This is a genomic window from Paenibacillus rhizosphaerae (assembly GCF_014192015.1).
Taxonomy (GTDB): domain Bacteria; phylum Bacillota; class Bacilli; order Paenibacillales; family Paenibacillaceae; genus Paenibacillus_AQ; species Paenibacillus_AQ rhizosphaerae.
On record NZ_JACHXJ010000001.1, the window covers coordinates 1,614,077 to 1,635,035 of the forward strand.

The window sequence follows — 20,959 nt, forward strand, 5'->3', positions numbered from 1 at the left end:
GGCTTGCCCTTGAAGTGATCTTCGTGGCGCTAACTAGGGCTTAAGCTGCGCAGCGCACGGGCAAATCCGGCGATGCCTTGCCCAATGCATTCCGTCTGTGCACGCGCGAACGTAAACCTGACGAATCCGGCATCCGAACCGTACACGCTGCCAGGCACGAAAACGACGCCGTTCCGGATCGCCGCTTCCAGCAGCTTGGCGTCGTTGACTGGATCAGACAGCTTGCACCACAAATGATGTCCGCCTCTCGGAATATGGTATTGAATCAACCTCGGCAGTTCCTTCCGCAGCGCTTCGATTAGGAGATCACGCTTATACATCAGATTTGTCCGAAGGCGGCTGAGATGAGGTTCAAAAAAGTCCGATTCCAAAAACTGCGCCGCCACCTGCTGGGGAATGACGCTAAGTCCAAAATCCATCTGCTGCCTGGCATCCGCCAATCTGTGCACGACAGAATTCGGGGCAACCATCCAACCGATTCGCAGGCCCGAGGCCGCGATTTTGGAAAAAGATCCGATGTAAATGACGGAACCGGACGTATCCATTGATTTTAAAGGCATGCGTGGTAAGCCTTCGTAATCGGTTAGGCTGTACGGATCGTCTTCGATGATAGGCAGTCCCAGCTCGCTTGCGGCATAAAGGAGCTTTTGGCGCCTGTCATCGGCAAGAAGCGTACCTGTTGGATTTTGAAAATTCGGATTCGTAAATATCATCTTGATGCGGTGTTTTTTGTACAGCCCACGGATTTCTTCCGGCCTCATGCCGTCCTGATCTACGGGAAGCCGGAAGATCCGCAGTCCCGCCGACTGGAACATCGGCAGCGAATAATAATAGGATGGGTCCTCTATAGCAACAGCGTCGCCAGGGGACAGCAGGCATTGCGTAATTAAAAATAAGGATTGCTGAGATCCGGAGGTGATCAGGATGGTTGATTCCGTCGCCTGAACCCCGCGGTATCCGGCCAAATATCGAACCAGAGCCTGCCGGAGCGGAATATATCCCTGCGGGTTGTCGTATCCCAGGTAAGAAGCGTACTGATGACTGCTCATGATTTCACTGATTTCCTTTGTTGGGGCCAAATCCCCCGCGAGTTCTCCACTTGCAAAGTCGACCAGAGAGGGATCCTGGCTGAGGGCCTCCCGAATTCTCCGGAGAAACGGAAGATTCGGAAGAAAGCTTCCGCCTTCGGCATACCGGTTCCAGTTTGGTGTATGTTTCGGTGAAGCGCCCCATTTATACTGGCTCACCCGAGTTCCGCTGCCCGAACGGCTTTCGAGGATTCCGAGCGAACGGAGTTCCGCAAAAGCCTGTACGACCGTGCTCCGGTTTACGCCGATCTGCTCGGCCAATTTCCTTTCCGAAGGCAGCTGGCTGCCGGGCGGAAATTCCCCAAACGAAATTCGCCGCTCGATGTGGTCGGCAATTTGCTGATATAATGGTTTTTTACTTTCACGGTCAAGACCCCACATACTTTTCACTTCCTCGAACAACAATTGAACGACAATTTTTTGTCATCCTTTCCAATATATCTGATTCGCTTAATGATTTCCGTCTTTTTCTCACCGAAAATTTTGCGTTTTCATGAACATGCCCGTTTCATGTAGTGAAATGGATGGGCCGAGAAGCGATTTCAATGGCTGGTGTGTTCACGCCCGATGGTGATTATAATGAATCTGCAGCAAATCAACTTGACGGGCGGGTGAACAGCATGGTCTGGCTGATGGTTTTAGCCGTGATCGTATTAATATGGGGACTCTTCGCAACGATGAGAATTGGACAATCCCCAAGCAATAAAGAACAAAATCCACAATACTTTCAGGATACGGGCAAAAAATGGTTAAGGCTTCTAGGCTTCTATGGAATTAGCATTGTTGCGGCAGCAATAATTATCGTAATTTTGATTAAGTAATGAAGGAAAGGATGACGGCGGGTTCACTGCAGGTCTGATTTTCCTGTCAAAGAGGCCTTGACCAAATTCAACAGAAGCTGAACAAGCAGTCCATTTAAGGACTGCTTGTTTGTTTTTACGAGACAGAAGTAGGTAGACCCGTTGGCCCGCCGCCGCTGGAATCGGGCATCCGCTTCATTCGATCTAACAGCATTCCGTCGGATGACGGGTTCTCCCCCACTACAAAATCCTTCATGTAATAACTGAGATAATCCCCATAGCGGCTGTCCGTCTGCAAGAGGAGTTCGTCCACAAAATAAGCGCCATAAGGTATATCGTCTTTCAGCAGTGTACTTAGGGCACCATAAATCCCGCACGCAACCTGAAAATAAGTGGCGTTGGTATGATAGATCGGATAAATCTCGTCGCTGCTAAGGACGTTGTACATGTAGCGTTCCTTATCCGGGTAAACGAGCAGAACACCCACAAGATCCTGTCCGCCAACTTCGCCGACGGAAGGATCCAGCACCTGATGATTCCAATCCCACAAGTCGTCGATCGTATCCAAATGTCCGCGAATTAAATCAATCGTGTATTCGCTAACACGGTATATAAAGCCCGTTTCAAGATCGAAAGCATGTCCAAGCGACAGAACCTCCTCGTGCGGCATAAGAGATCCGTAAAATTGCTTATCCCCAAGCGTAACTTTAAATTCAAGCTCATAGACGGGGAGCTGCATGATGAATGGAATCCGTCGCTTCATAAATACCGGATAGTTCAGAATCGCTTCATCGAGAAAGCATTCCGGTGACCATGTGGAATAAATCGTTTTGCCTTTGAGCAGAGAGCGGTCCTTATACAGGGAATTGTCATGTTCAACAATAAAGCAGGCCAGCGGCTTATCACCGGAGTTCTTGTTCAGGAGCTGAATAGCCATCCACTGTACCACACCCGGGTTCATTCCTGAACCAATGATGGCTTTCGAATTCGCAACTGATTTCCGACCTTCCTGAAACACATGATAGCGTTCCAGCAGGGAATATTCAGCAAGGCGTTCAATTTCATCAACGGCAGGACATTCCAGCGCTGTGTTGATATAATGGACACCCGCTTGATCGCAGCAATGAAGCATATCAACCGTATCGGCCCATGACACATCAATCACATGCGTCGTGCCGGTATCCGACAAATGCAGGCGGAACCGTTCCAGATTGGTTAGATCGAATTGGTGCAGTGAAGCTTGTTGAATCAAGCGGGGCATAAATGAGCTATAGTATGCCATATCCTGTTGATTCAAATCTATCAGGTGAATTTTGCTGTGCAAAATGAATGAATGGATTGGATCCCGGGCGTCCCCGAGGGATTTCTCCAAAACGGATAGTATCGCTTTCGCAACACCGCCTGCACTACCAAGAATCGAAATAACTGTCCTCGATTTCTTCATGATGTTCAACCCCTTTCTATCTTTACCGTATTCATAGATTGATAGAAAGGATTGTTCGTGCACCTATTACAGCTGCCTTTTTTGTAATCAACAATGTAAGGAACCGAATGTGATTTTAATTCCTGTGTCTGGAGATGATGATAGTAGTGAGGATTGCTGCTGCTCTAGGATCACACTTCTCGTGATGTCGTATGGTAAATAAGTGTAGGAAGGTTTGTCAGTTTAAGGCGGCGAAGAATACATGGCAAGTCTTGTAACAAGTAGAAATGAAGATAATACAATGAGTCATAACAAGCCAAGGAGAATGGAAGACAATGATGGAACAACTCAAAGCTTGGGCCAAACAATTAAAAAGACAGGTATTCATACTCTATTACGCCTATCGGGACATACGCTCCCCATGGTATGCAAAGCTGTTTTCCATGTGCGTCGTTGCCTATGCGTTCAGCCCCATAGATTTAATACCGGACTTTATACCTGTCATTGGTTATGCGGATGATCTGATTTTGATCCCGCTGGGCGTATTGGCTGCTATAAAAATGATGCCTGGAGAGGTCATTGAGGATGCCAAAAAGAAATCGGATGCTCGCATGAACCAAGGGAAACCGGTGAATTGGGTTGCGGGTGTTCTGATTATTTTATTATGGGCAGCTGTGCTGGCCGCGGTATTGATTTACCTGTACACCCGTTTGATGAAACGTGCTGATTTATAGTCGCCCGCCCGATCGGCTTGAGTGATGGCCCGTTCTTATGTTTCAAGAATCCCGCAGCTTCTCCCGATACTCGGATGGAGTACAGTTGTAAACTTTGCGGAACTGGCGGGCGTAATAGTTCTGGTCCCGAAAGCCGCTTTCAAGCGCAACCTGGGAGATGGATAGACCGGGATGGCGAAGTAGCGTGCAGGAATAGTCCAGACGCTTGCGAATGACATAATCCATCGGTGTTGTGTGATAGTTGCGGGTAAAGACGCGCTGAAACTGGCGGGTGGACAGGTAGGCCTTGTCGGCCATCGCTTGAAGGGTGATCGGCTGAAGAAAGTGCTCCTCTATGTAAGTGACGGCTTCACCGATCCGCAGCGCCTTGTTGTCTTCGGGTCCGCTGCCGATCTGATAATAGCGGGAGAGCAGGCCGACCAGCGCGGTAAAATAAGAACGAATCATCAGACGATAGCCCTGTGGCTGCAGCTCACACTCGATCAAAATCAGATCAAGCAGTCTTGTCGCTTCTTGCAGCTGCGCTTCGTTCAGCGTCAGCATACCCTTGAAGTTCATTTCCTTGCGGTAAAATGGTTCGATGTAGAAGAGCGCTTGAAAGCCAGGCAGTAATCTTAGTTCGGACAGCTGCAGAAGCTGCTCGGGCTGGAACATGACGTTGATGTATTCAATACTGTCGACGTTTTTGTATCCATGGGATACGCCGCTGTGAATCAAGAATACCTGGCCGGCTGTAACGGGGTATTCCCTCCCTTCAATGATATGTACGGCGCTGCCCGACAAAATGACGACAAGTTCGGAGAAATCGTGGCTGTGCACAAAATATTCGTGAGTTAGCGGACATTTCTGGATACGGAACGTAAATCCCGGCTCGAGCCCGATGTCCATGGCAAACAGTCTGGTCATCATGTCCACATTATGCTAAACAATGTCGGCATCGTCAAGGCGAAGATCGGCGTCCCGCGCTACCATTAAGTTTACGGGCCAACACAAGGCGGATCGATCTGCTATCGGCTTCGAGATTGTCAATTTGGGGAGGTACATATGAATTTATGGTGGAATGAAAGGACGAATCAACCCGTGAAGCCGGTTATTCTTTTCCTGGGGGACAGCATTACGGCCAGCGGTCATTATATCCGGTACACCGAAGCTTGGCTCCGTCAGCACCGGCCGACGATGGACATGAAGCTGGTTCCATGCGGCGTGCCCAGTGAAACCGTATCGGGACTCAGCGAAGCGGCACACCCGTTTCCGCGCCCCTGCATACACAATCGGCTTCAGAATGCGCTTGAGACGGCATCGCCGGGAATCGTTGCCGCCTGTTATGGTATGAACGACGGGATTTACCATCCTTATTCCGAGGATCGTTTAGCTGCCTATCAAGAGGGGACGTATCGTCTAGTCGAACGCAGCCGCGAGGTTGGTGCAAAGGTCGTGCTGATGACGCCTCCTCCCTTTGACCCGATTTCCATGAACGCCGAGCTTTTGCCCGAAAACGCGCCGGATTTCAGTTATCTCACACCATTCCTGGAGTATGACCGCGTTCTCGAGCAATATTCCGCGTGGCTCCTGTCAGCCGGCGATGTGGCCGACCAGATCATCGACTTTCGCAGTTCCCTGCTGGCTCATACAAAGGAACAAAGAGCACTGGATCCAGCTTACAGCGCAGGGGACGGCATTCATCCAAACCGTGCCGGGCACTGGGTTATGGCCCGTACGCTTCTCAAGGAATTGTTCGGCGCAGAACCTGGTGTTATTCCTGAAGTAGATGCGATTTCGAGATCGCTCGCTGAAGAAACGGATTGACACCTAAAAATCAACCGGATTATAGTTAGGTCACTTCAACAAAGGGGAGGGACAGAGGAACGATGAATTTGCTGCAAATGCTGCGGACGCGGAAATATTTACAGCGGATCTTGCTCAGCTTTATGCTCGTTGTCGCCACGCTGGCGGTGGCCTCCCTATTTATGAACGCCTTCGCACGCGACAAGGTGCTCAGCCTTCAGAACGAAGCCGACCGCAAGCTGCTGACTCAAATCAACTATAACATCGAAAACATGAACGGCATCGTCAAGGATCTGGCGGTATCCTTATTCAACGACGAAGAGCTGATCGCACTGAAATCCGGAGCGGATTACAAGCAGAGCATTCTGAAGATCGAGCGCCTGAATCAGACCGTAGCGGCGTCTCCGTATCTCCACGCTGCCGTCTTTTATAACGGGGCACAGCACCGGTTTTTCTCATCGCTCAACCATGATATGGACAACAGGCTGCTGTATCAAAGGCTGGGGGATTATATGTCGTCCCGCAGCGACCTGCCGAAGCTCCAGTTGATTCCGTTGGATCTGGACGGCGGAAATGAAGGGATCGACGTGTTCGCCTTCTTCATTTATGACGGACCATCCCTAGGTTCGGTAAATGATAACGTCCTGATTTTGACCGTCAAGCCAGGATGGATGTTGGATAACGTGAAAGCGCTTAATCGTGTCGCAGAGAGGGAGAACGACATGCTGTTCGTGACCGACGGTGACGGGCGCATGCTGATCTCCAACGACCGGTCGCTGCCGGAGGGGCTGGGCGTCAAAAAGGATCTGCTTCCGCGAATCCAATCTTCCGGGAGTACGCTGGACTCTTTTATCTATAAGCACGGCTCGCTTAAATATAAGGTGACGTATTTGAGCAAAGGACTGAACAACTGGCAAATCGTCAGCCTCCAGAATTATAACGATGTGCTCGGCAGCGTCCGGCAGATGAAGTGGACGGAGATGGCTGTGACGTTGTCCGTCGCGGTCTTGGCTGTGCTGCTGTCCGTGTTCTTTTCGTTGCGTCTGTATAAGCCGGTCGGACAGCTGTTGACGCTCGTGCCGCCGCAGCGGCGCGATGCTCCCCCGGCGAAGGATGAGCTGTCGATCATCGCCGCCAACGTAACGGAAATGATCGGGAAGCTGAAGGGGCTCGAGCAGGAGAGGGCATCCCAGTGGAACATCGCCAAGGTCTATCATCTGCGCAGCCTGATCGGTCTCAGCGAAGGAGTAAACGAGCTGGAGTTTCGGCGGATCAGAGAGCAGTACGGGCTCGATATCGCCTATCCATCCAGACTCCGTCTGGCTCTGGTCCAGATTGATGACGTACAGAGCCTTGCCCGCGGTCAGGGATCCCAAGCGGAATCGCTGCTGTATTTCGCGATAGCCAATATTGGCCAGGAATTGCTCCGCAAACAGGGGTCCTGCGAGGCCGCAGACATGAAAAGCGGGCATCTCGTCTTTATATCCGGCGGGGAATTCAAGGATCTTACATCGCTTGCCGATCGTTTCCGGGAGCTGCAGCAGACCATCCTTCAATATTATCGGGTCACCTTTACGGTCACGCTCAGCGACCTTTTTGATGACTACCGCGAAATCACGATGCATTATAATTTGGCTGTCCGCCACGCCAATTACCGTATGGTTTTCGGCAAGGGTGCGTTAATAGAGCCGGAACGGGTCCGAAGCTGCGAGGCAAACGATACGTTCCGCATTCCGCAGGAAGTGGAGCGGCGCCTGACGGAAGGATTAAAGAGCGGCGATCTGGGCGAGACGGAGCAGGCGATCCGCCGCTGGAGAGAGCTGATCGGCGGGTTCAGCTTCGAGAACATGTACTCCGCGCTGCTGCATCTGGCGGTCACGCTCAGCAATACGCTGGGCGAGATGAACCAGCACAATCTGAACCCGGTATCGGTCAACGTTCAGGCCATCAACAGGCGCATTCTCGAGAAAGAAACGTTGGATGAAATCGAAACGGTGCTGCTCGACGTCGTTCGCGAGGTATTCGAACAGCGGCGGAACGGGCGTGAAGACAAAAACAGGCTGCTTGCCGATACCGTAAAAGAAATGATTGACAAGCACTATGCCGATCCGGATCTCAATGTGCAGCGGATCGCCGATATGCTGAAGATGAGCTCGGTTTACATCGGGCAGGTGTTCAAGGCGCAGGAAGGAACGACAGTCGTCGACCAGATAAACGCTACCCGCCTGGCCCATGCCCGAACGTATTTGGAACAGCAGGAGCTGACCGTGGCGGAAATTATGGATAAGGTCGGCTTTGGCAACGAGAGCTACTTTTACCGTTTATTTAAACGCCGTTACGGAACCACGCCCAAGGAGTACCGCCTGAAATCCGCCATAGAGAGAAGCATATGAACGTGATGTAGACCCGCACGGGAGAACCTCTTTCCCTGGCGGGTCTTTTGTATGCCCAAGAGGGCTGAAGCCCTGTAAATACAGAAATCCGGCATCTATACAGCCCGTCAGTACAGTGATCCTGCAATTGTACAGTACGCAGCAGTAAGGGTTTTAAGCTATCGTTAGATGTGCAAAGCCTGACACCAGGCAGAGCGCAAAGGAGGAAAGGGGCTTACGATATGTTGAATAAGGTTTCACTGGCGGGTGACACAGAAAACAGCCGGATTGTGCCAGAAACGGGACAAACCGGACCACTACCCTCACCGGATATGCCGCCAAAGCAGCGCAAGCAACAATCGGTCATCCGGAAGGAGCTGCGCCATTTCCGTAACAACCGGGAGCTGTTCCTGCTCTCATTGCCGGGAATATTGTATAAGCTGATATTTGCCTATATTCCGATGGTGGGGCTCATCATCGCCTTTAAAAATTATCGGTACGATCTGGGCATCTTCGGCAGCAAATGGGTGGGACTGGAAAACTTCCGTTATTTATTTTCTACGGATACCGCCTGGCGGATTACGCGCAACACGGTGCTGTACAATGCCGGCTACATCTTGGTGACCACCGTCGCGGCGCTGCTGCTCGCCATCCTGATGAACGAAATCAAGCAGAAATGGAGCAAGTTTTATCAGACCGCCTTGTTCCTGCCGCATTTTCTGTCCTGGGTACTGGTCGGTTACGTGGCGTATGCTTTCTTGAACCATGCGGACGGGCTCATCAACCGGACGCTGCAAGCGTTCGGGATGGATCCGGTGAGCTGGTATCAGAACGCGGCCCCGTGGCCGGTCATTCTCATTCTGGTTCATTTATGGAAGGCCGTCGGTTTCAACACGCTCATCTATTTCGCGGGAATTTTGGGGATCAACGGAGAATATTACGAGGCGGCAAGGATCGACGGGGCGACCAAATGGCAGATGGCCCGCAAGATCACCCTCCCGCTGCTGTCGCCGCTGGTCATCATTCTCCTGATTTTGTCCATCGGCAACATGTTCCGCGGTGATTTCGGCCTGCATTACTTCATTCCGAACAATTCAGGTTTCCTGTACGGGTCCACCGATATTATCGACACTTACGTGTACCGCGCGCTGCGGGAAATCGGGAACGTGAGCATGTCGGCGGCAACGGGCTTTTACCAATCGGTTGTCGGCTTCGTCCTGGTTCTGCTGGCCAACGGCATCGTGCGCAAAATCAATCCCGACCATTCTTTGTGGTAACGAGGTGACGTAAAGTTGACGAAAACATTGGAGCTGTCGAAAATATTGATCAACCTGCTGTTTATCATCCTGTCCGTCTTGGTCGTGCTTCCGTTTCTGCTCGTCATTGCCGTATCACTAACCGACGAAAAGGCATTGTCCCGGGACGGGTATCAATTTATCCCAAAATCGTTCAGCCTGGAGGCGTACCGCTATCTACTGGACGCCCCGGAGGTGATGATCAAGGCATACGGGGTAACGATCACCGTCACGGTGATCGGATCGCTCGTCGGCCTGCTGCTCACCGCGATGACCGCTTACGTCATTTCCCGGCCGGATTACCGCTACAACCGGATGACGACCTTTTACGTATTTTTCACGATGCTGTTCAGCGGGGGACTCGTTCCTTCCTATATTTTAATGACCCAGTACCTGCACCTCAAAGACAGCCTGCTGGCACTCATACTGCCGGTGCTGCTGTCACCGTTTAACATCATGGTCATGAAAGGGTTCATGTCCAAGATACCGCTTGAGATCATCGAATCGGCGAAAATGGATGGGGCGAGGGAATTCCGGATTTTCTTCCGCATCATTCTCCCTTTGTCCACGCCGGCATTGGCTACGTTGGGCTTGCTGATCTCGTTCTCTTATTGGAACGACTGGTTTAACGCGATGCTGTACATCGACGATCCGGGTAAGGTACCGCTGCAGCTGCTGCTGGTCCGAACGCTGAACAGCATTGAATTTCTCACGACGAATACCGAGTTTGCGACGCAGTTGGGCATCGACCTGGCGAGCTTCCCGAACAATTCCGCCCGGATGGCGATCGCCGTGCTGGCCGGCGGACCGATGCTGATCATCTTCCCGTTCTTCCAGCGGTTTTTCGTGAAAGGGCTTACGGTTGGCTCCCTCAAGGGTTAACATACACGCAAGCGATTATAAAAACAGGAGGTCACACAGATGAAGAAAAAGTGGTTTGGCGTGCTGGCGTTTATCCTGCTGGCAGCGACCGTCCTTGCCGGATGCGGCGGCGGAAAAAGCGCGGACGGAGGCGGAGAAACGGCCGGATCAACGGATGTGAAGAACGAGAGCGGATTGAAGCCCGTCGAGCTGACCTGGTATTATCCGTTGTCCCAGCTCCAGCCCGATCAGCAGAAGGTGCAGGACGAAGTCAACAAAATCGTCAAAGAAAAGATCAACGCTACCGTCAAGCTGATGCCGGTCTCCATCGGCGACTACGTGCAAAAAATGAACACCGTGCTTGCAGCAGGCGAGAAATTCGACATTCTCTGGACCGGCTACATGCTGAAGCCGGAGGAGCTGGTACGCAAAGGAGCCATCCAGCCGCTTGACGATCTGCTGAATCAATACGCGCCGGAGCTGAAATCCGATGTGCCGCAGGTGATGTGGGACGGCCTGTCCGTCGACGGCAAGATCTACGGCATCCCTAACCAGCAGATCAACGGTTCCCGCTACGGATTTATCGTGCTGAAGGAGCTTGCCGACAAGTATAAACTGGACACCACGAAGATTAAAAAGATTGAGGATATTGAACCGTTCCTGAAGCAGATCAAGGACAATGAACCGGATATGATCCCGTTCGGTATCTTCGGCACTGATTTTATCAATCCGCAGGTGCATGACGACAAATATTGGATCGTGCCGGGACTTGATGACCACTTCTACATCAAGACGGATGACCCGACCTATACGCTTCAACGTTATCCGGAAGAAGAGCTGAACAATTTCCGCCTGGCCAGCAAATGGTACAAGGAAGGTTACATTTACAAGGATGCGGCGACCGTGAAATCGGGTGACTTCAAAGGCAAGATCGCGGTGGATTACCATATCGTTCTGAAACCGGGCGTCGAAGCTGAAGTCAAGGCGAGAAACGGCGGACACGACGTGGTCATCATCCCGCTCAGCAACTGGTTCTCCAACGGTTATTCGGCGACCACCAATCAATCGATCAGCCGCACTTCGCCGAATCCGGACCGGGCGATGATGCTGCTGAATCTCGTAAACACTGACAAGGAGCTGTACAATCTGCTCTGCAACGGCCTGGAAGGCGTTCATTACGAGAAGCAGTCCGGCGAATACATTAGCGCACTCCCGGATTCCCGATATAAACCGAATATGGACTGGGTGTTCGGCAGCGTATTCAATTCCTACCTGAAGGAAGGCCAGCCGGAGAACGTCTGGGAGGAAACGAAGAAGATCAACGAAACAGCCGAAATCAATCCGGTCGGGGCGTTCAAATTCAATTCGGAGCCCGTCAGCACCGAGATTGCCAACCTGAACGCGGTATGGGGCGAATACAAACGCGGACTTGTGACCGGGACGCTCGATTTTGACGAAACCTGGCCGGTGCTCTACGGCAAGCTGAAGGAAGCGGGCGAGGATAAGTATGTGGAGGAGGTGAAGAAACAGTTTGAACAATTCCTGAAAGACAAGGGGTTGAAAAAGTAAGAAGTTCATTTAAGGCAGAGAAGCGCAAGCAGCGCACGGATAATGGGGAGAAACCTGCTGTCATGGGCGGCTTCATTGGAAGCTTACAACGGGACCGGAGCCGGCCCTAATCCATGCTGAAAGGAAAGAGAAGCCATGGCAAAAAAACGGTTGCTCGCGTTTCTCGCGGCCATCGTGCTGATCACGTTCACCCCGTCTCCGCCGCCAGCTGCAGCGGATGAAGCCGTCATCAAACCAACGGGAAAATCGCTGTATGTAGCCATAAATGGCAGCGACACGAATAATGGATCCAAGAACCACCCGTTTAAAACGCTGGAGAAGGCAAGAGATGCCATCCGGAAGCTGAAAGCGAAAGATGGCCTGCCCGCCGGCGGCGTGACGGTGTATCTGCGTGAAGGGCGGTACGAACGATCAGGCAGCTTTGATTTGAACGAGCAGGACTCCGGCGAAGCCGGGAAGCCGATTAAGTATACGGCTTATCCAGGCGAAAAGGTGACCTTGTCCGGATCGAAACGCATTGAAAAATCCGCCTTCACACCGGTCACCGACCAAGCGACTCTTAACCGGATCATCAGTCCCGAGGCGAGACAAAAAGTGCTGGTAGCCGACTTGGCAGGCGAGGGGATTACCGATTACGGCGAGCAAAGCCGCCACGGCTACTATCTTGCCAACGATCTGAGCAAAGTCCCTCCGATGGAGCTGTACGTCAACGGGCAGGGAATGACCTTGGCGAGATGGCCGAACCAAGGGACGGTACAGATGGATGAAATCATCGATCCGGGCCCGACGCGGAAAGATCCGAACGGGGAGGTACATACGCGCGGAGGAACCTTTTCCTATTCGTATGACCGGCCCCAGTACTGGACCCAGGCGGACGATATTTGGCTGGACGGAATTTTCGGCTACAGCTGGGAATGGTCCTACAACAAAATCGCCTCCATTGACATTGCCGCCAAAACCATTACCCTCCGCTACGGAGAGATGAGCGGCCTGCTCAAAAACTGGTATCCGGATTTTCATTTTGCGCAAAACCTGTTGGAAGAAATCGATATGCCGGGCGAGTATTACATCGACCGCCAGGCGGGTAAGCTGTACTTTTTGCCGAACGCCGAATTTACAGCGGCGAATCCGACGATCGAGGTTACAATGCTGAAAACGCCGATGATCAATGCGCTGAACGCTTCGTACATCGACTTTTCCGAGCTGGTCATGGGAAATGGACGCGACTCGGCAGCGGTAATTATGGGCGGCAGCCACGTGCGTATCCTGAACAGCGAAATCCGCAATTTCACGAACAGCGGCGTGCTGGTCAATACGCAGAGCCGATTCTATTACAATGATTTCCAAGGCGTTCCGGGAACCGACCATGCTATCATCAGCACGCATATCCACCATATCGGCGGGACGGCGGTCACGCTGACGGGCGGTGACAAGACGACGCTCCAGCCGGGAAACAACGTCGTGGAGAATTCGCACATTCATGATTTTGCTTATTACCATAAAGCATACAATCCCGGCGTTCTTCTCTCCGGTGTCGGCAACCGCATGGTGCATAACGAACTGCATGACGCGCCACATCCCGGCGTGCTGATCTTCGGCAACGACCATGTCGTCGAGTACAACAACATATACGATGTGTGCAAAACCTTCTCGGACCTCGGGGCTATTTACATGAACGCGGGCGAAACACCGCAGCAGCGGGGTACCGTCATCCGCAGGAATTATTTTCACAATATTGGAGAAAGCAAGGCCGGCGTGGAGGGCGTCTATCCCGACAACTTCACCATGGGGCTTCAGATCGACGAAAACATCTTCTACAAAATGGGCAATTCGGCGATCAAGAACAACGGCGGCGCACATATTTTGTCCCGGAACAATATTTTCGTAGACAGTAAAGTTCCTTATGATTACGCGGACATCTACCTTGGAGATCAGCCGGACAATCAAATCCCGAAAAACTACATGCCGAAATGGCAGGCGCTGTTCGCTGCCAACAACGATTTTGTAGGCACACCTTATTTGATCAAGTATCCCGAGCTGGCCAACTTTTTTACAGAAAACCGTTATTATCCCGATACCAATACGTTCCAGGGCAACGTCATCTACAACCCGACCATTCCGCGAAGCACGACGACCAATACCAACGGAGCGTATGACAAATTCGGGCTGGTTCAGTATGCCCATAACTTTGTTACGGCGGAGGATCCGGGCTTTGTGGATCTGGCGGGCGGTGATTTGTCGCTGCGGCCGGATGCGGCCGTATTCAGCGCCATACCTGGCTTTCCCAACATCCCGTTCGGAGAGATCGGCATGAACGGCAGCGCCGGCACCAGCACAGGTCAGGACAGTCACCCTGTTCAAGGAGTTGCCGTCTATAACGACAACGTTACGGTCGACCGCTGGAAAACGGTTAAGCTGCAAACGGCGGTCCTGCCATGGAACGCAGACCATCCGGCCCTGACCTTCACGTCTGCCGATCCGGGGATCGCAACGATAGATGACGCCGGGGTCATTACCGGACAGTCTGTCGGCCAAACCGTGATCACAGTGGCATCTGTGGAAAATCCGCAGCTGACGGCTTCAGTGAACGTAACCGTGGAAGCCGGCGACGGCATTATGGAGTTCACCGATTTCGAATCGGGCGCAAATGGATGGCCCGTGGACGCCAACCGGAGCATCGTTAAAGTGGATGACAACCGCTGGTACAAGGTACTGAACGGCGCGTCCGCGCTGAGCAGTAAAAAGTTCTCCGATTATGAGCTGACCTTCAAGCTGAAGACGCCGGGGACGATCGGCGAAAACGCGACGCTGTATATATTCGACCGCCAGGCGGGCAGCGGTTCAAGCCGTATCGGATATAAAACCCGGGCTGACGGAACTTCGTCATGGCTGCTGTATAACTCGGCATGGTCCGTGCTGAAGGAAGTCAAAATGCCTGAACATGATTTGAAGCCGGGCACGGAATATGCCGTCAAAATGCTCGTTAGGGGCGGCGATATCAGCGTGTACGTGAACGGCGAGTTCCGGCTGAAAGGCACGGATCCGGGACATAACGCCGAGGGGCAGGTCGGGTTCTACGTCAACAACGTCAGCGAGATGATGTTCGATGACATCCAGTTCAAGGCGTTGACCACCGATCTGGCCGGCATCATTCCGGCGGAGAACCGGATTCGGCTGGCTGCCGGAGAGAGCAAGCAGGTCCAGCTGACGTTTGATCCCGCGGATACACCGGATACGGATGTGACTTGGCAATCGGCGAATCCATCGGTGGCTGAAGTCAATGACACGGGCGTCGTCAGCGCCGTGTATGAGGGTGAGACGGTCGTCACGGCCGTATCGAAGGTAAACCCGCTGATCAAGGCGGATATCGCGGTCACCGTCTCGAACGTCATGCATGAGACCGATTTTGAATCCGGAGGAAACGGCTGGCCTGTCGATCCCAATCGGAGCATTGCTGCCGATCCGGACGGTAACCGCCGCTATAAAATCTTAAACGGCGCCACTGGCCTGCTGGACCGAAACTTCTCGTCCTACCAGCTTGAATTCAAGCTGAAGACGCCTTCCGTCATGCCTAACGACGGGGTGCTGTATATTTTTGACCGCCAGGACGCCACGGGATCGACGCGAATCGGCTACAAAACAAGGACCGACGGCAGCTCGGCATGGATGCTGTACGACACCGCCTGGCAGAAGATCAAGGAAGAGGCGCTGCCCGCGCAAGACCTGCAGCCGGATACGGAATATGACATCAAGGCGGTTGTCAAAGACGGTGACATCCAGCTCTATGTGAACGGGGAACGGAGACTATCCGGCACTGACCCGGGACATAAACCTTCCGGCAAAGTCGGTTTCTATGTGAGCGGTTTCGATTACATGCTGTTCGACGATATCCGTTTCTCGGTAGTTCCTTAAACTTGCTGTTGTTTAGGGTTTACTTCGGCGCTCTCTCCCTGAAAGGAGGGAGCGCTTTTACGATTCCTGGTCTGTTATCGCTGTCTCAATTTGAATCAATGGTCGATACTGTGAATCTTATACGTCTTCATCGTGCTAAATGTGAGCAATGCGTTATTCATGGATAGCGATATTCTCGGATACGTAAAGATTTGTACCATGACAAAACGATAAAACACCTCAAGGAGGGACAATATGATTCGATGTTTATTTCGGGCCGTCTGGAACGGAGAGGGCAGCCCGCGATCTTTTTTTCGGGCCCAGGAAAGAGAGCTTTCGCTTGCCGATGCGATGGAGCGGCTGCAGGTCGTCCATTTAAGTCTTTTTGCCGATCAAGAACAGTTGTTTCTTTATTATGAATGTCTGGACACGCCGGTTCTTCCGGATAGCTTGCTTACTGAAACCGGAGAGCGGCTCGCGGAATGGCCGGGTGGCACACCGGGAAGACGATGGGTACCGATGACTGATATTTTTCATTACCAGCACCCTATGTCGAATTCGCAATGGGCCCGTGTCCATAAGGAATGCACACCTTACGGAAGAATCGCTCTGCTGGAGCCGGAGCAAACGGCAAGCTATGTATATTATCACTACCAATACCAGGAGGAAAAACCGGGAGACGGCGATAAGTACGGCATGATCGGCATGCACGAGAACGTTTTGTTTTTCTACTCGGAGCTGCCGGAGACGCTCACACCTGTGTCTTATGAGGGCCGGTTAAAAACGTCGCTGAAGCCCGAAAACTGGGCCGAGGCCATGGAGCCTCATTTTATCAAGTGGGAGGGGGCTCCTGACGGACAGGACATTTGGCGCAAGCTGATGCTTGTGCTTGAAGTGCGCAGCCCGGCTGAAAAAAGGGGGGCTCAACATGCGTAATTCGTTATGCCTGAACGGAGACTGGGATTTCATGCCGCTGTATGATCAACCCCAATCCCGCCAGCTGCCGGAGAACATCGTGTATGATCAGCACAAGGTGCAGGTCCCATCCAGCTGGAGGCGGACTTACAAGCAGGGCACCGGCCGGTCGTTTGGGAACTTACCCGAATACGGATATGTCCCAATGGACCTGTACGATTATCCGAAGGAATGGGACGCCGCCGAGGCGGGCGTGCTGCACCGGAGCTTCCGGCTTCCGGACCGCATGGCCGGACAGCGGATCGTGCTGCGCCTAGATGGTATCATGCAGAAGGCCGTCATCTATTTGGACCGGGAGAAAATCGCCGTGTGGGAAGACGGCTACCTGCCGCTAAGGCTGGATATTACATCCCGGGTGCAGCCGGATCGTGATCATCACCTGCACGTCGTTTGCGGGGGCTTTGACCGCGTGACCCTTCCATCGGGCACGCAAAAAGTAACCGGACTTACCGGTTCCTGGTTCGGCACCGTTTGCCGGGGCATATGGCAGGACGTTTACTTGGAAGGTTATCCGGAATTGTCACTGGAGGATGTCAGCATCCGCACGTCCGTCCTGAAAGGGAAACTGGAGGTGCATGCAATTGCCGGAGGAGCTTCCACCGAGATAGAGCACAATTCGGGAGAGATGGAGCAGAATACGGTGCAGATCAGGCTTGTCGTACGGGAGCTTGGCGTGTTGAGCGGGAATGAGCATCATGTGGAGCATGCCCAAGCATCCGCGACTCATCCGGATTCAAACCCGGTTCTTGCAGCGAGTGCAGCGGCTGTTCCTGTTGACGGTGCCGTTATTCAGCTTCCAAGGCTGTGCGAAAACGAGCGGGACGGGGCCGCATACCGCGCCTCCTTCATTCTGGATTGGACGGACGCCCATCAGTGGAGTCCGGATTTCCCATTCCTCTATCGGGCGGAGCTTGAGCTGCTAGTGGATGAGCGGGTCATCGACCGCTGTCATATTACGTTCGGGTTCCGGGAGTTCTGGTGCGAAGGACCGCGGTTTGTCCTGAACGGCATTCCGATCAATCTGCGCGGAGATTCCTGGCATTTTCAAGGCGGGGTGCAGCAGACGGAAGCCTACATCCGGAACTGGTACCGGATGTGCCGCTCCGTTGGCGTGAACAGCATCCGGCTGCATGCCGAGCCGTACCCTGAGGACTACGTGCGCATCGCCGATGAAGAAGGCATGCTCATCGTGGATGAAACCGCGATATACGGCTCGGGCAAATCGATGCAGGCAGACCATCCGGCTTACCTGGAAAACTGCCGGAACCATGTCCGGCGCCTTGTACAGCGGGACAAAAACCACCCGTCCGTCATCTTGTGGAGCGTACAGAATGAGATGCGCTGGGTCGACGGGCGTGACGGTTTCAAAACGCATATCCCCGGCCTGATGGCCGCCATCCGCGAGCAGGACCCGACGCGGCCGATTCTTGCTGAAGGAGACAACCGTCTTCTGTCGAAAGAAGATACGGAGGTGGAGAGCCGCCATTACAATATCGACGGCACGATCGGCCAGTGGGACCGTGACGTTCCGCTAACGTTCGGCGAGCATGGCGGGTGGTGGTACATCTGCCCGCAGAACAGCAGTATGTATGTCGGACTGCGAGCTTACTGCGGGACAGATGAGAGCACGGCCGGGCTTGCCGAAAAAGAGCGGCTGTTTGTGGAATATGCCCGGCGTCAGGGCGTATCCGGCCTTTCGACCTTCAACTTTGCGCATTATTTCATGCGGGCGATGCCTGACCGTGACGTGATGTTACCGCCTGCCGATCCCGGCCAACCCGGCCAGCCCGGCGTCCAGCCGAAGCGGATCCCCGCCTATTCACTGACCTTGAACAACGGTCTGCTGCCTGAAGAGTATCCGGCTTATTCTCCAAATCCGGCCTTTGCCATCATGGCCAGAGCATTCAAGCCGGCCACCATCATCGCGGCCGAATACAATCGCTGTTTTTACGATGATGCGCCGGTTCACCGCAGCTTCGACGTGTACAATGATACCCTTGCGGCGCAGGACGTCCGGGTGGAATGCAAGATCAGGCAGGGAGGGAGGCTGGTTCACGAGCAAAGCTTTGACTTCCGCCAAGCTCCGGCTGAGCACCAAATCATCTCGCTGCAATGGACCCCGGAATCTGTGGATGCAGAAGAACGGGCTGAGCTGACCGCGCAACTGATGCATGACGGGCAGCTTGTGCATGAGCTGCGTATCGAATACAGATTGGTACCCGCCAGGCTGCGCAGCGAAGCGGTAGAAGTCGGCAGGGAAGCATTCTTTTGGGGGCCGGCCGGCGAGTATGACATGATCCGCCGGATGATCCCTGAATGCGCAGCAATAGAGCGGGAAAGCTTGGCAGGACTGCCAGCGGACAGCTTACTCATCATCGGCACCTATGCCGAGGATGCGGACGGCTGGCTGGAAGCGCAGCTGAAGGCATTCGTGGAACGCGGCGCCCGTCTCATTCTGCTGGAGCAAAACCAGCTGTCGGTCGGCAAGCTGACGCTGTCGCGCAGGCCATTCATCCGCGCCCATGCAGGCAGCTACAGCCATCCGGTTCTGAAGGGAATCGGCGACGAGGACTTGATGTTCTGGCATGAAGAGCTGCGGGAAGAAGGTCCGCTGCCGATCATTCATGCGGCCTATGAAAAACCGGTCATCGGCGACTTTACGATGCTGCTGGAATGCGGAGCAGGCGACTTCGGAGACGGCGGAGACTTGTGGTCGCCGCTGATCGAATACCGCAGCGGTGCAGGCATGTTTATCGCGAGCCAGCTCGATCTGATGGCGAACGTCGCGCGCGTTCCGCAGGCCTGCCTGCTGCTGCGGAACCTGCTCGCCTACGCCGGGCGCGCCGTCGACGCGGGCGCAGGCGTATCCGCCGCCCGCACGGCCGCGCTGGTGCGCTCCGGCGGAGCGGCCGCAGCTTTCCTCGACAAGCTGCGGCTGAATTACACGGCGCTTGGCGAAGCGGCGCCGTTCCTCGCGCCGGCGGGCGCAGCCGCCGCGCCAGGGGGGCCGGCGCCGGGCATCGCCCCAGCGCCGGACGCAGGCGGGCATGGCCGGCATGCCGCCATGCCGCCCGGGCAGGACTTCGGCCTGCTGGTGGCCGAAGCCTGCCTGCTTGAGGCGCCGGGCGCGGCCGAGGCCGTCCGGCGCCACGCCGAAGCCGGCGGACGCGTGCTCGTCCTGCCGGCGGAGGGCCCGCAGCAGGCGGCGCTGGCGCGCCTGCTGGACCGTCCCGTGCGGGTGACGCCGCACGAGGCGTATCACTTGGCGGCGAGTGACAGCGCCGCCATGCGCGGCATCAGCCCGGTGGACCTGTTCGGCTTCGACAAGGTATTCTTGTCGCCGCGCGACGTGGTCAACCGGGTGCTGGCCAGCCACAGGATCGAAGCACCCGGGACGGAGGTGCTATGCCGCAGCGTGGAAGGCACCGCCTGGAAGGACTACTTCGTGAACGGCTACACGGCGGAATACAGCCGTTTGGCGCTGGTGGAGCTGAATCGCGCCAAGGCCGTACCCGCTGGGGCATTCGTGATCGAAGCCCAAATTGGCGCGGGAAGCGTGATATGCTCGCAGCTGCTGCCTGATCCCGGCAGCGACAAGGCACTTCGCCTGTATTCGCGCCTCCTCGCCAATCTTGGAGCTTCTTTCGAGGATGGCTTGCTCAGCAGCGAGAAGGGAGATGCACAGTGGGCTGTTGAAGCGGTGATGGCCCTGGCGTGTCCACCGCATGTCGATTACGAGGCGATGAAAGCTTACCACACGGATCCCGAATTTTCGTTGAACAATTTGGGCGAAGGCTTGTACGGATGGATGCAGAAAAAGGAACGGCGCACGGATGATGGATTGCTTCGCCTTGCAGACGCAGGAGACACGCCATGGTTCCTCAGCTGTTTCATCCTGGTGCCCGGGAGGGAAAACGAGCTGCGGCAGGGAAAGCTCCGCATCAACACCCAAGCGTGGTTCGAGATCTATTTAAACGGTGAGAAGGTCGCGAATCCTGATCAGGAAGCGGTCCTGAAGGGCGGGCTGAACCGGCTCATCGCCATCGTTCGCGGGACGGCGGAAGACCTTCTCTTCGGTATGACCTTCCTGAACCGGGACGGCACGTACATGAAGGACTTGGCGTTCCGCCTGACGCTGGACGAAGTCGAGCCGAAATAGGCCCTTA

13 protein-coding genes are annotated in these 20,959 nt (G+C 54.1%); 10 read left to right on the top strand and 3 right to left on the bottom strand.

Annotated elements, in window-relative coordinates:
* Window positions 1–29 precede the first annotated feature (29 nt).
* Window positions 30–1,469, bottom strand: a complete 1,440-nt coding sequence (gene pdxR, locus FHS19_RS07045; protein WP_183580575.1) for a MocR-like pyridoxine biosynthesis transcription factor PdxR — start codon at window positions 1,467–1,469, stop codon at window positions 30–32.
* Window positions 1,470–1,612: 143 nt separating this feature from the next.
* Here pdxR and FHS19_RS07050 point away from each other — a divergent pair, with 143 nt between their 5' ends.
* Window positions 1,613–1,909 carry a hypothetical protein gene (locus tag FHS19_RS07050; RefSeq protein WP_183580578.1) on the top strand — a complete coding sequence of 99 codons (297 nt, stop codon included), beginning with the start codon at window positions 1,613–1,615 and terminating at the stop codon, window positions 1,907–1,909.
* 115 nt (window positions 1,910–2,024) lie between these two features.
* On the opposite strand, the gene FHS19_RS07055 is transcribed toward FHS19_RS07050, so the two are convergent.
* Window positions 2,025–3,332: a Rossmann-fold NAD(P)-binding domain-containing protein gene (locus tag FHS19_RS07055; protein ID WP_183580581.1), complete on the bottom strand. Its 1,308-nt coding sequence runs from the start codon at window positions 3,330–3,332 to the stop codon at window positions 2,025–2,027.
* A 314-nt stretch (window positions 3,333–3,646) separates the two neighbouring features.
* Here FHS19_RS07055 and FHS19_RS07060 point away from each other — a divergent pair, with 314 nt between their 5' ends.
* Window positions 3,647–4,045, top strand: coding sequence for a YkvA family protein (locus FHS19_RS07060; RefSeq protein ID WP_183580584.1), 399 nt, complete (start codon window positions 3,647–3,649; stop codon window positions 4,043–4,045).
* A 42-nt stretch (window positions 4,046–4,087) separates the two neighbouring features.
* On the opposite strand, the gene FHS19_RS07065 is transcribed toward FHS19_RS07060, so the two are convergent.
* On the bottom strand, window positions 4,088–4,954 hold the full coding sequence (locus FHS19_RS07065; RefSeq protein WP_183580587.1) for a helix-turn-helix domain-containing protein: 867 nt from the start codon (window positions 4,952–4,954) through the stop codon (window positions 4,088–4,090).
* Between the two features lie 135 nt (window positions 4,955–5,089).
* On the opposite strand from FHS19_RS07065, the gene FHS19_RS07070 reads away from it, so the two are divergent.
* The 8 genes from FHS19_RS07070 (at window position 5,090) to FHS19_RS07105 (ending at window position 20,952) form a co-directional block, all read left to right on the top strand.
* On the top strand, window positions 5,090–5,851 hold the full coding sequence (locus FHS19_RS07070; RefSeq protein ID WP_183580590.1) for an SGNH/GDSL hydrolase family protein: 762 nt from the start codon (window positions 5,090–5,092) through the stop codon (window positions 5,849–5,851).
* A gap of 62 nt (window positions 5,852–5,913) precedes the next feature.
* Entirely contained in the window at window positions 5,914–8,223 is a 2,310-nt protein-coding gene (locus FHS19_RS07075; RefSeq protein WP_183580593.1) for a helix-turn-helix domain-containing protein, read from the top strand.
* A 221-nt stretch (window positions 8,224–8,444) separates the two neighbouring features.
* Entirely contained in the window at window positions 8,445–9,479 is a 1,035-nt protein-coding gene (locus FHS19_RS07080) for an ABC transporter permease (protein ID WP_183580595.1), read from the top strand.
* 15 nt (window positions 9,480–9,494) lie between these two features.
* Window positions 9,495–10,379, top strand: a complete 885-nt coding sequence (locus FHS19_RS07085) for a carbohydrate ABC transporter permease (RefSeq protein WP_183580598.1) — start codon at window positions 9,495–9,497, stop codon at window positions 10,377–10,379.
* Between the two features lie 39 nt (window positions 10,380–10,418).
* Window positions 10,419–11,927, top strand: a complete 1,509-nt coding sequence (locus FHS19_RS07090) for an ABC transporter substrate-binding protein (protein WP_183580601.1) — start codon at window positions 10,419–10,421, stop codon at window positions 11,925–11,927.
* Between the two features lie 135 nt (window positions 11,928–12,062).
* Entirely contained in the window at window positions 12,063–15,839 is a 3,777-nt protein-coding gene (locus FHS19_RS07095; RefSeq protein ID WP_183580604.1) for an Ig-like domain-containing protein, read from the top strand.
* 234 nt (window positions 15,840–16,073) lie between these two features.
* Window positions 16,074–16,754 carry a hypothetical protein gene (locus tag FHS19_RS07100; protein WP_183580607.1) on the top strand — a complete coding sequence of 227 codons (681 nt, stop codon included), beginning with the start codon at window positions 16,074–16,076 and terminating at the stop codon, window positions 16,752–16,754.
* A complete protein-coding gene (locus FHS19_RS07105; RefSeq protein WP_183580610.1) occupies window positions 16,747–20,952 on the top strand; it encodes a glycoside hydrolase family 2 protein in 4,206 nt (1,401 codons plus the stop codon). Before FHS19_RS07100 ends, FHS19_RS07105 begins: the two co-directional genes overlap by 8 nt.
* Window positions 20,953–20,959: the final 7 nt, after the last annotated feature.

Excerpts from the sequence above, each read along its gene's own strand:
- FHS19_RS07095 (WP_183580604.1), top strand. The coding sequence starts at position 12,063 with ATGGCAAAAAAACGGTTGCTCGCGTTTCTCGCGGCCATCGTGCTGATC.
- FHS19_RS07090 (WP_183580601.1), top strand. The coding sequence starts at position 10,419 with ATGAAGAAAAAGTGGTTTGGCGTGCTGGCGTTTATCCTGCTGGCAGCG.
- FHS19_RS07070 (WP_183580590.1), top strand. The coding sequence starts at position 5,090 with ATGAATTTATGGTGGAATGAAAGGACGAATCAACCCGTGAAGCCGGTT.
- FHS19_RS07105 (WP_183580610.1), top strand. The coding sequence starts at position 16,747 with ATGCGTAATTCGTTATGCCTGAACGGAGACTGGGATTTCATGCCGCTG.
- FHS19_RS07055 (WP_183580581.1), bottom strand. The coding sequence starts at position 3,332 with ATGAAGAAATCGAGGACAGTTATTTCGATTCTTGGTAGTGCAGGCGGT.
- FHS19_RS07060 (WP_183580584.1), top strand. The coding sequence starts at position 3,647 with ATGATGGAACAACTCAAAGCTTGGGCCAAACAATTAAAAAGACAGGTA.
- pdxR (WP_183580575.1), bottom strand. The coding sequence starts at position 1,469 with ATGTGGGGTCTTGACCGTGAAAGTAAAAAACCATTATATCAGCAAATT.
- FHS19_RS07065 (WP_183580587.1), bottom strand. The coding sequence starts at position 4,954 with ATGATGACCAGACTGTTTGCCATGGACATCGGGCTCGAGCCGGGATTT.
- FHS19_RS07050 (WP_183580578.1), top strand. The coding sequence starts at position 1,613 with ATGGGCCGAGAAGCGATTTCAATGGCTGGTGTGTTCACGCCCGATGGT.
- FHS19_RS07075 (WP_183580593.1), top strand. The coding sequence starts at position 5,914 with ATGAATTTGCTGCAAATGCTGCGGACGCGGAAATATTTACAGCGGATC.
- FHS19_RS07100 (WP_183580607.1), top strand. The coding sequence starts at position 16,074 with ATGATTCGATGTTTATTTCGGGCCGTCTGGAACGGAGAGGGCAGCCCG.
- FHS19_RS07080 (WP_183580595.1), top strand. The coding sequence starts at position 8,445 with ATGTTGAATAAGGTTTCACTGGCGGGTGACACAGAAAACAGCCGGATT.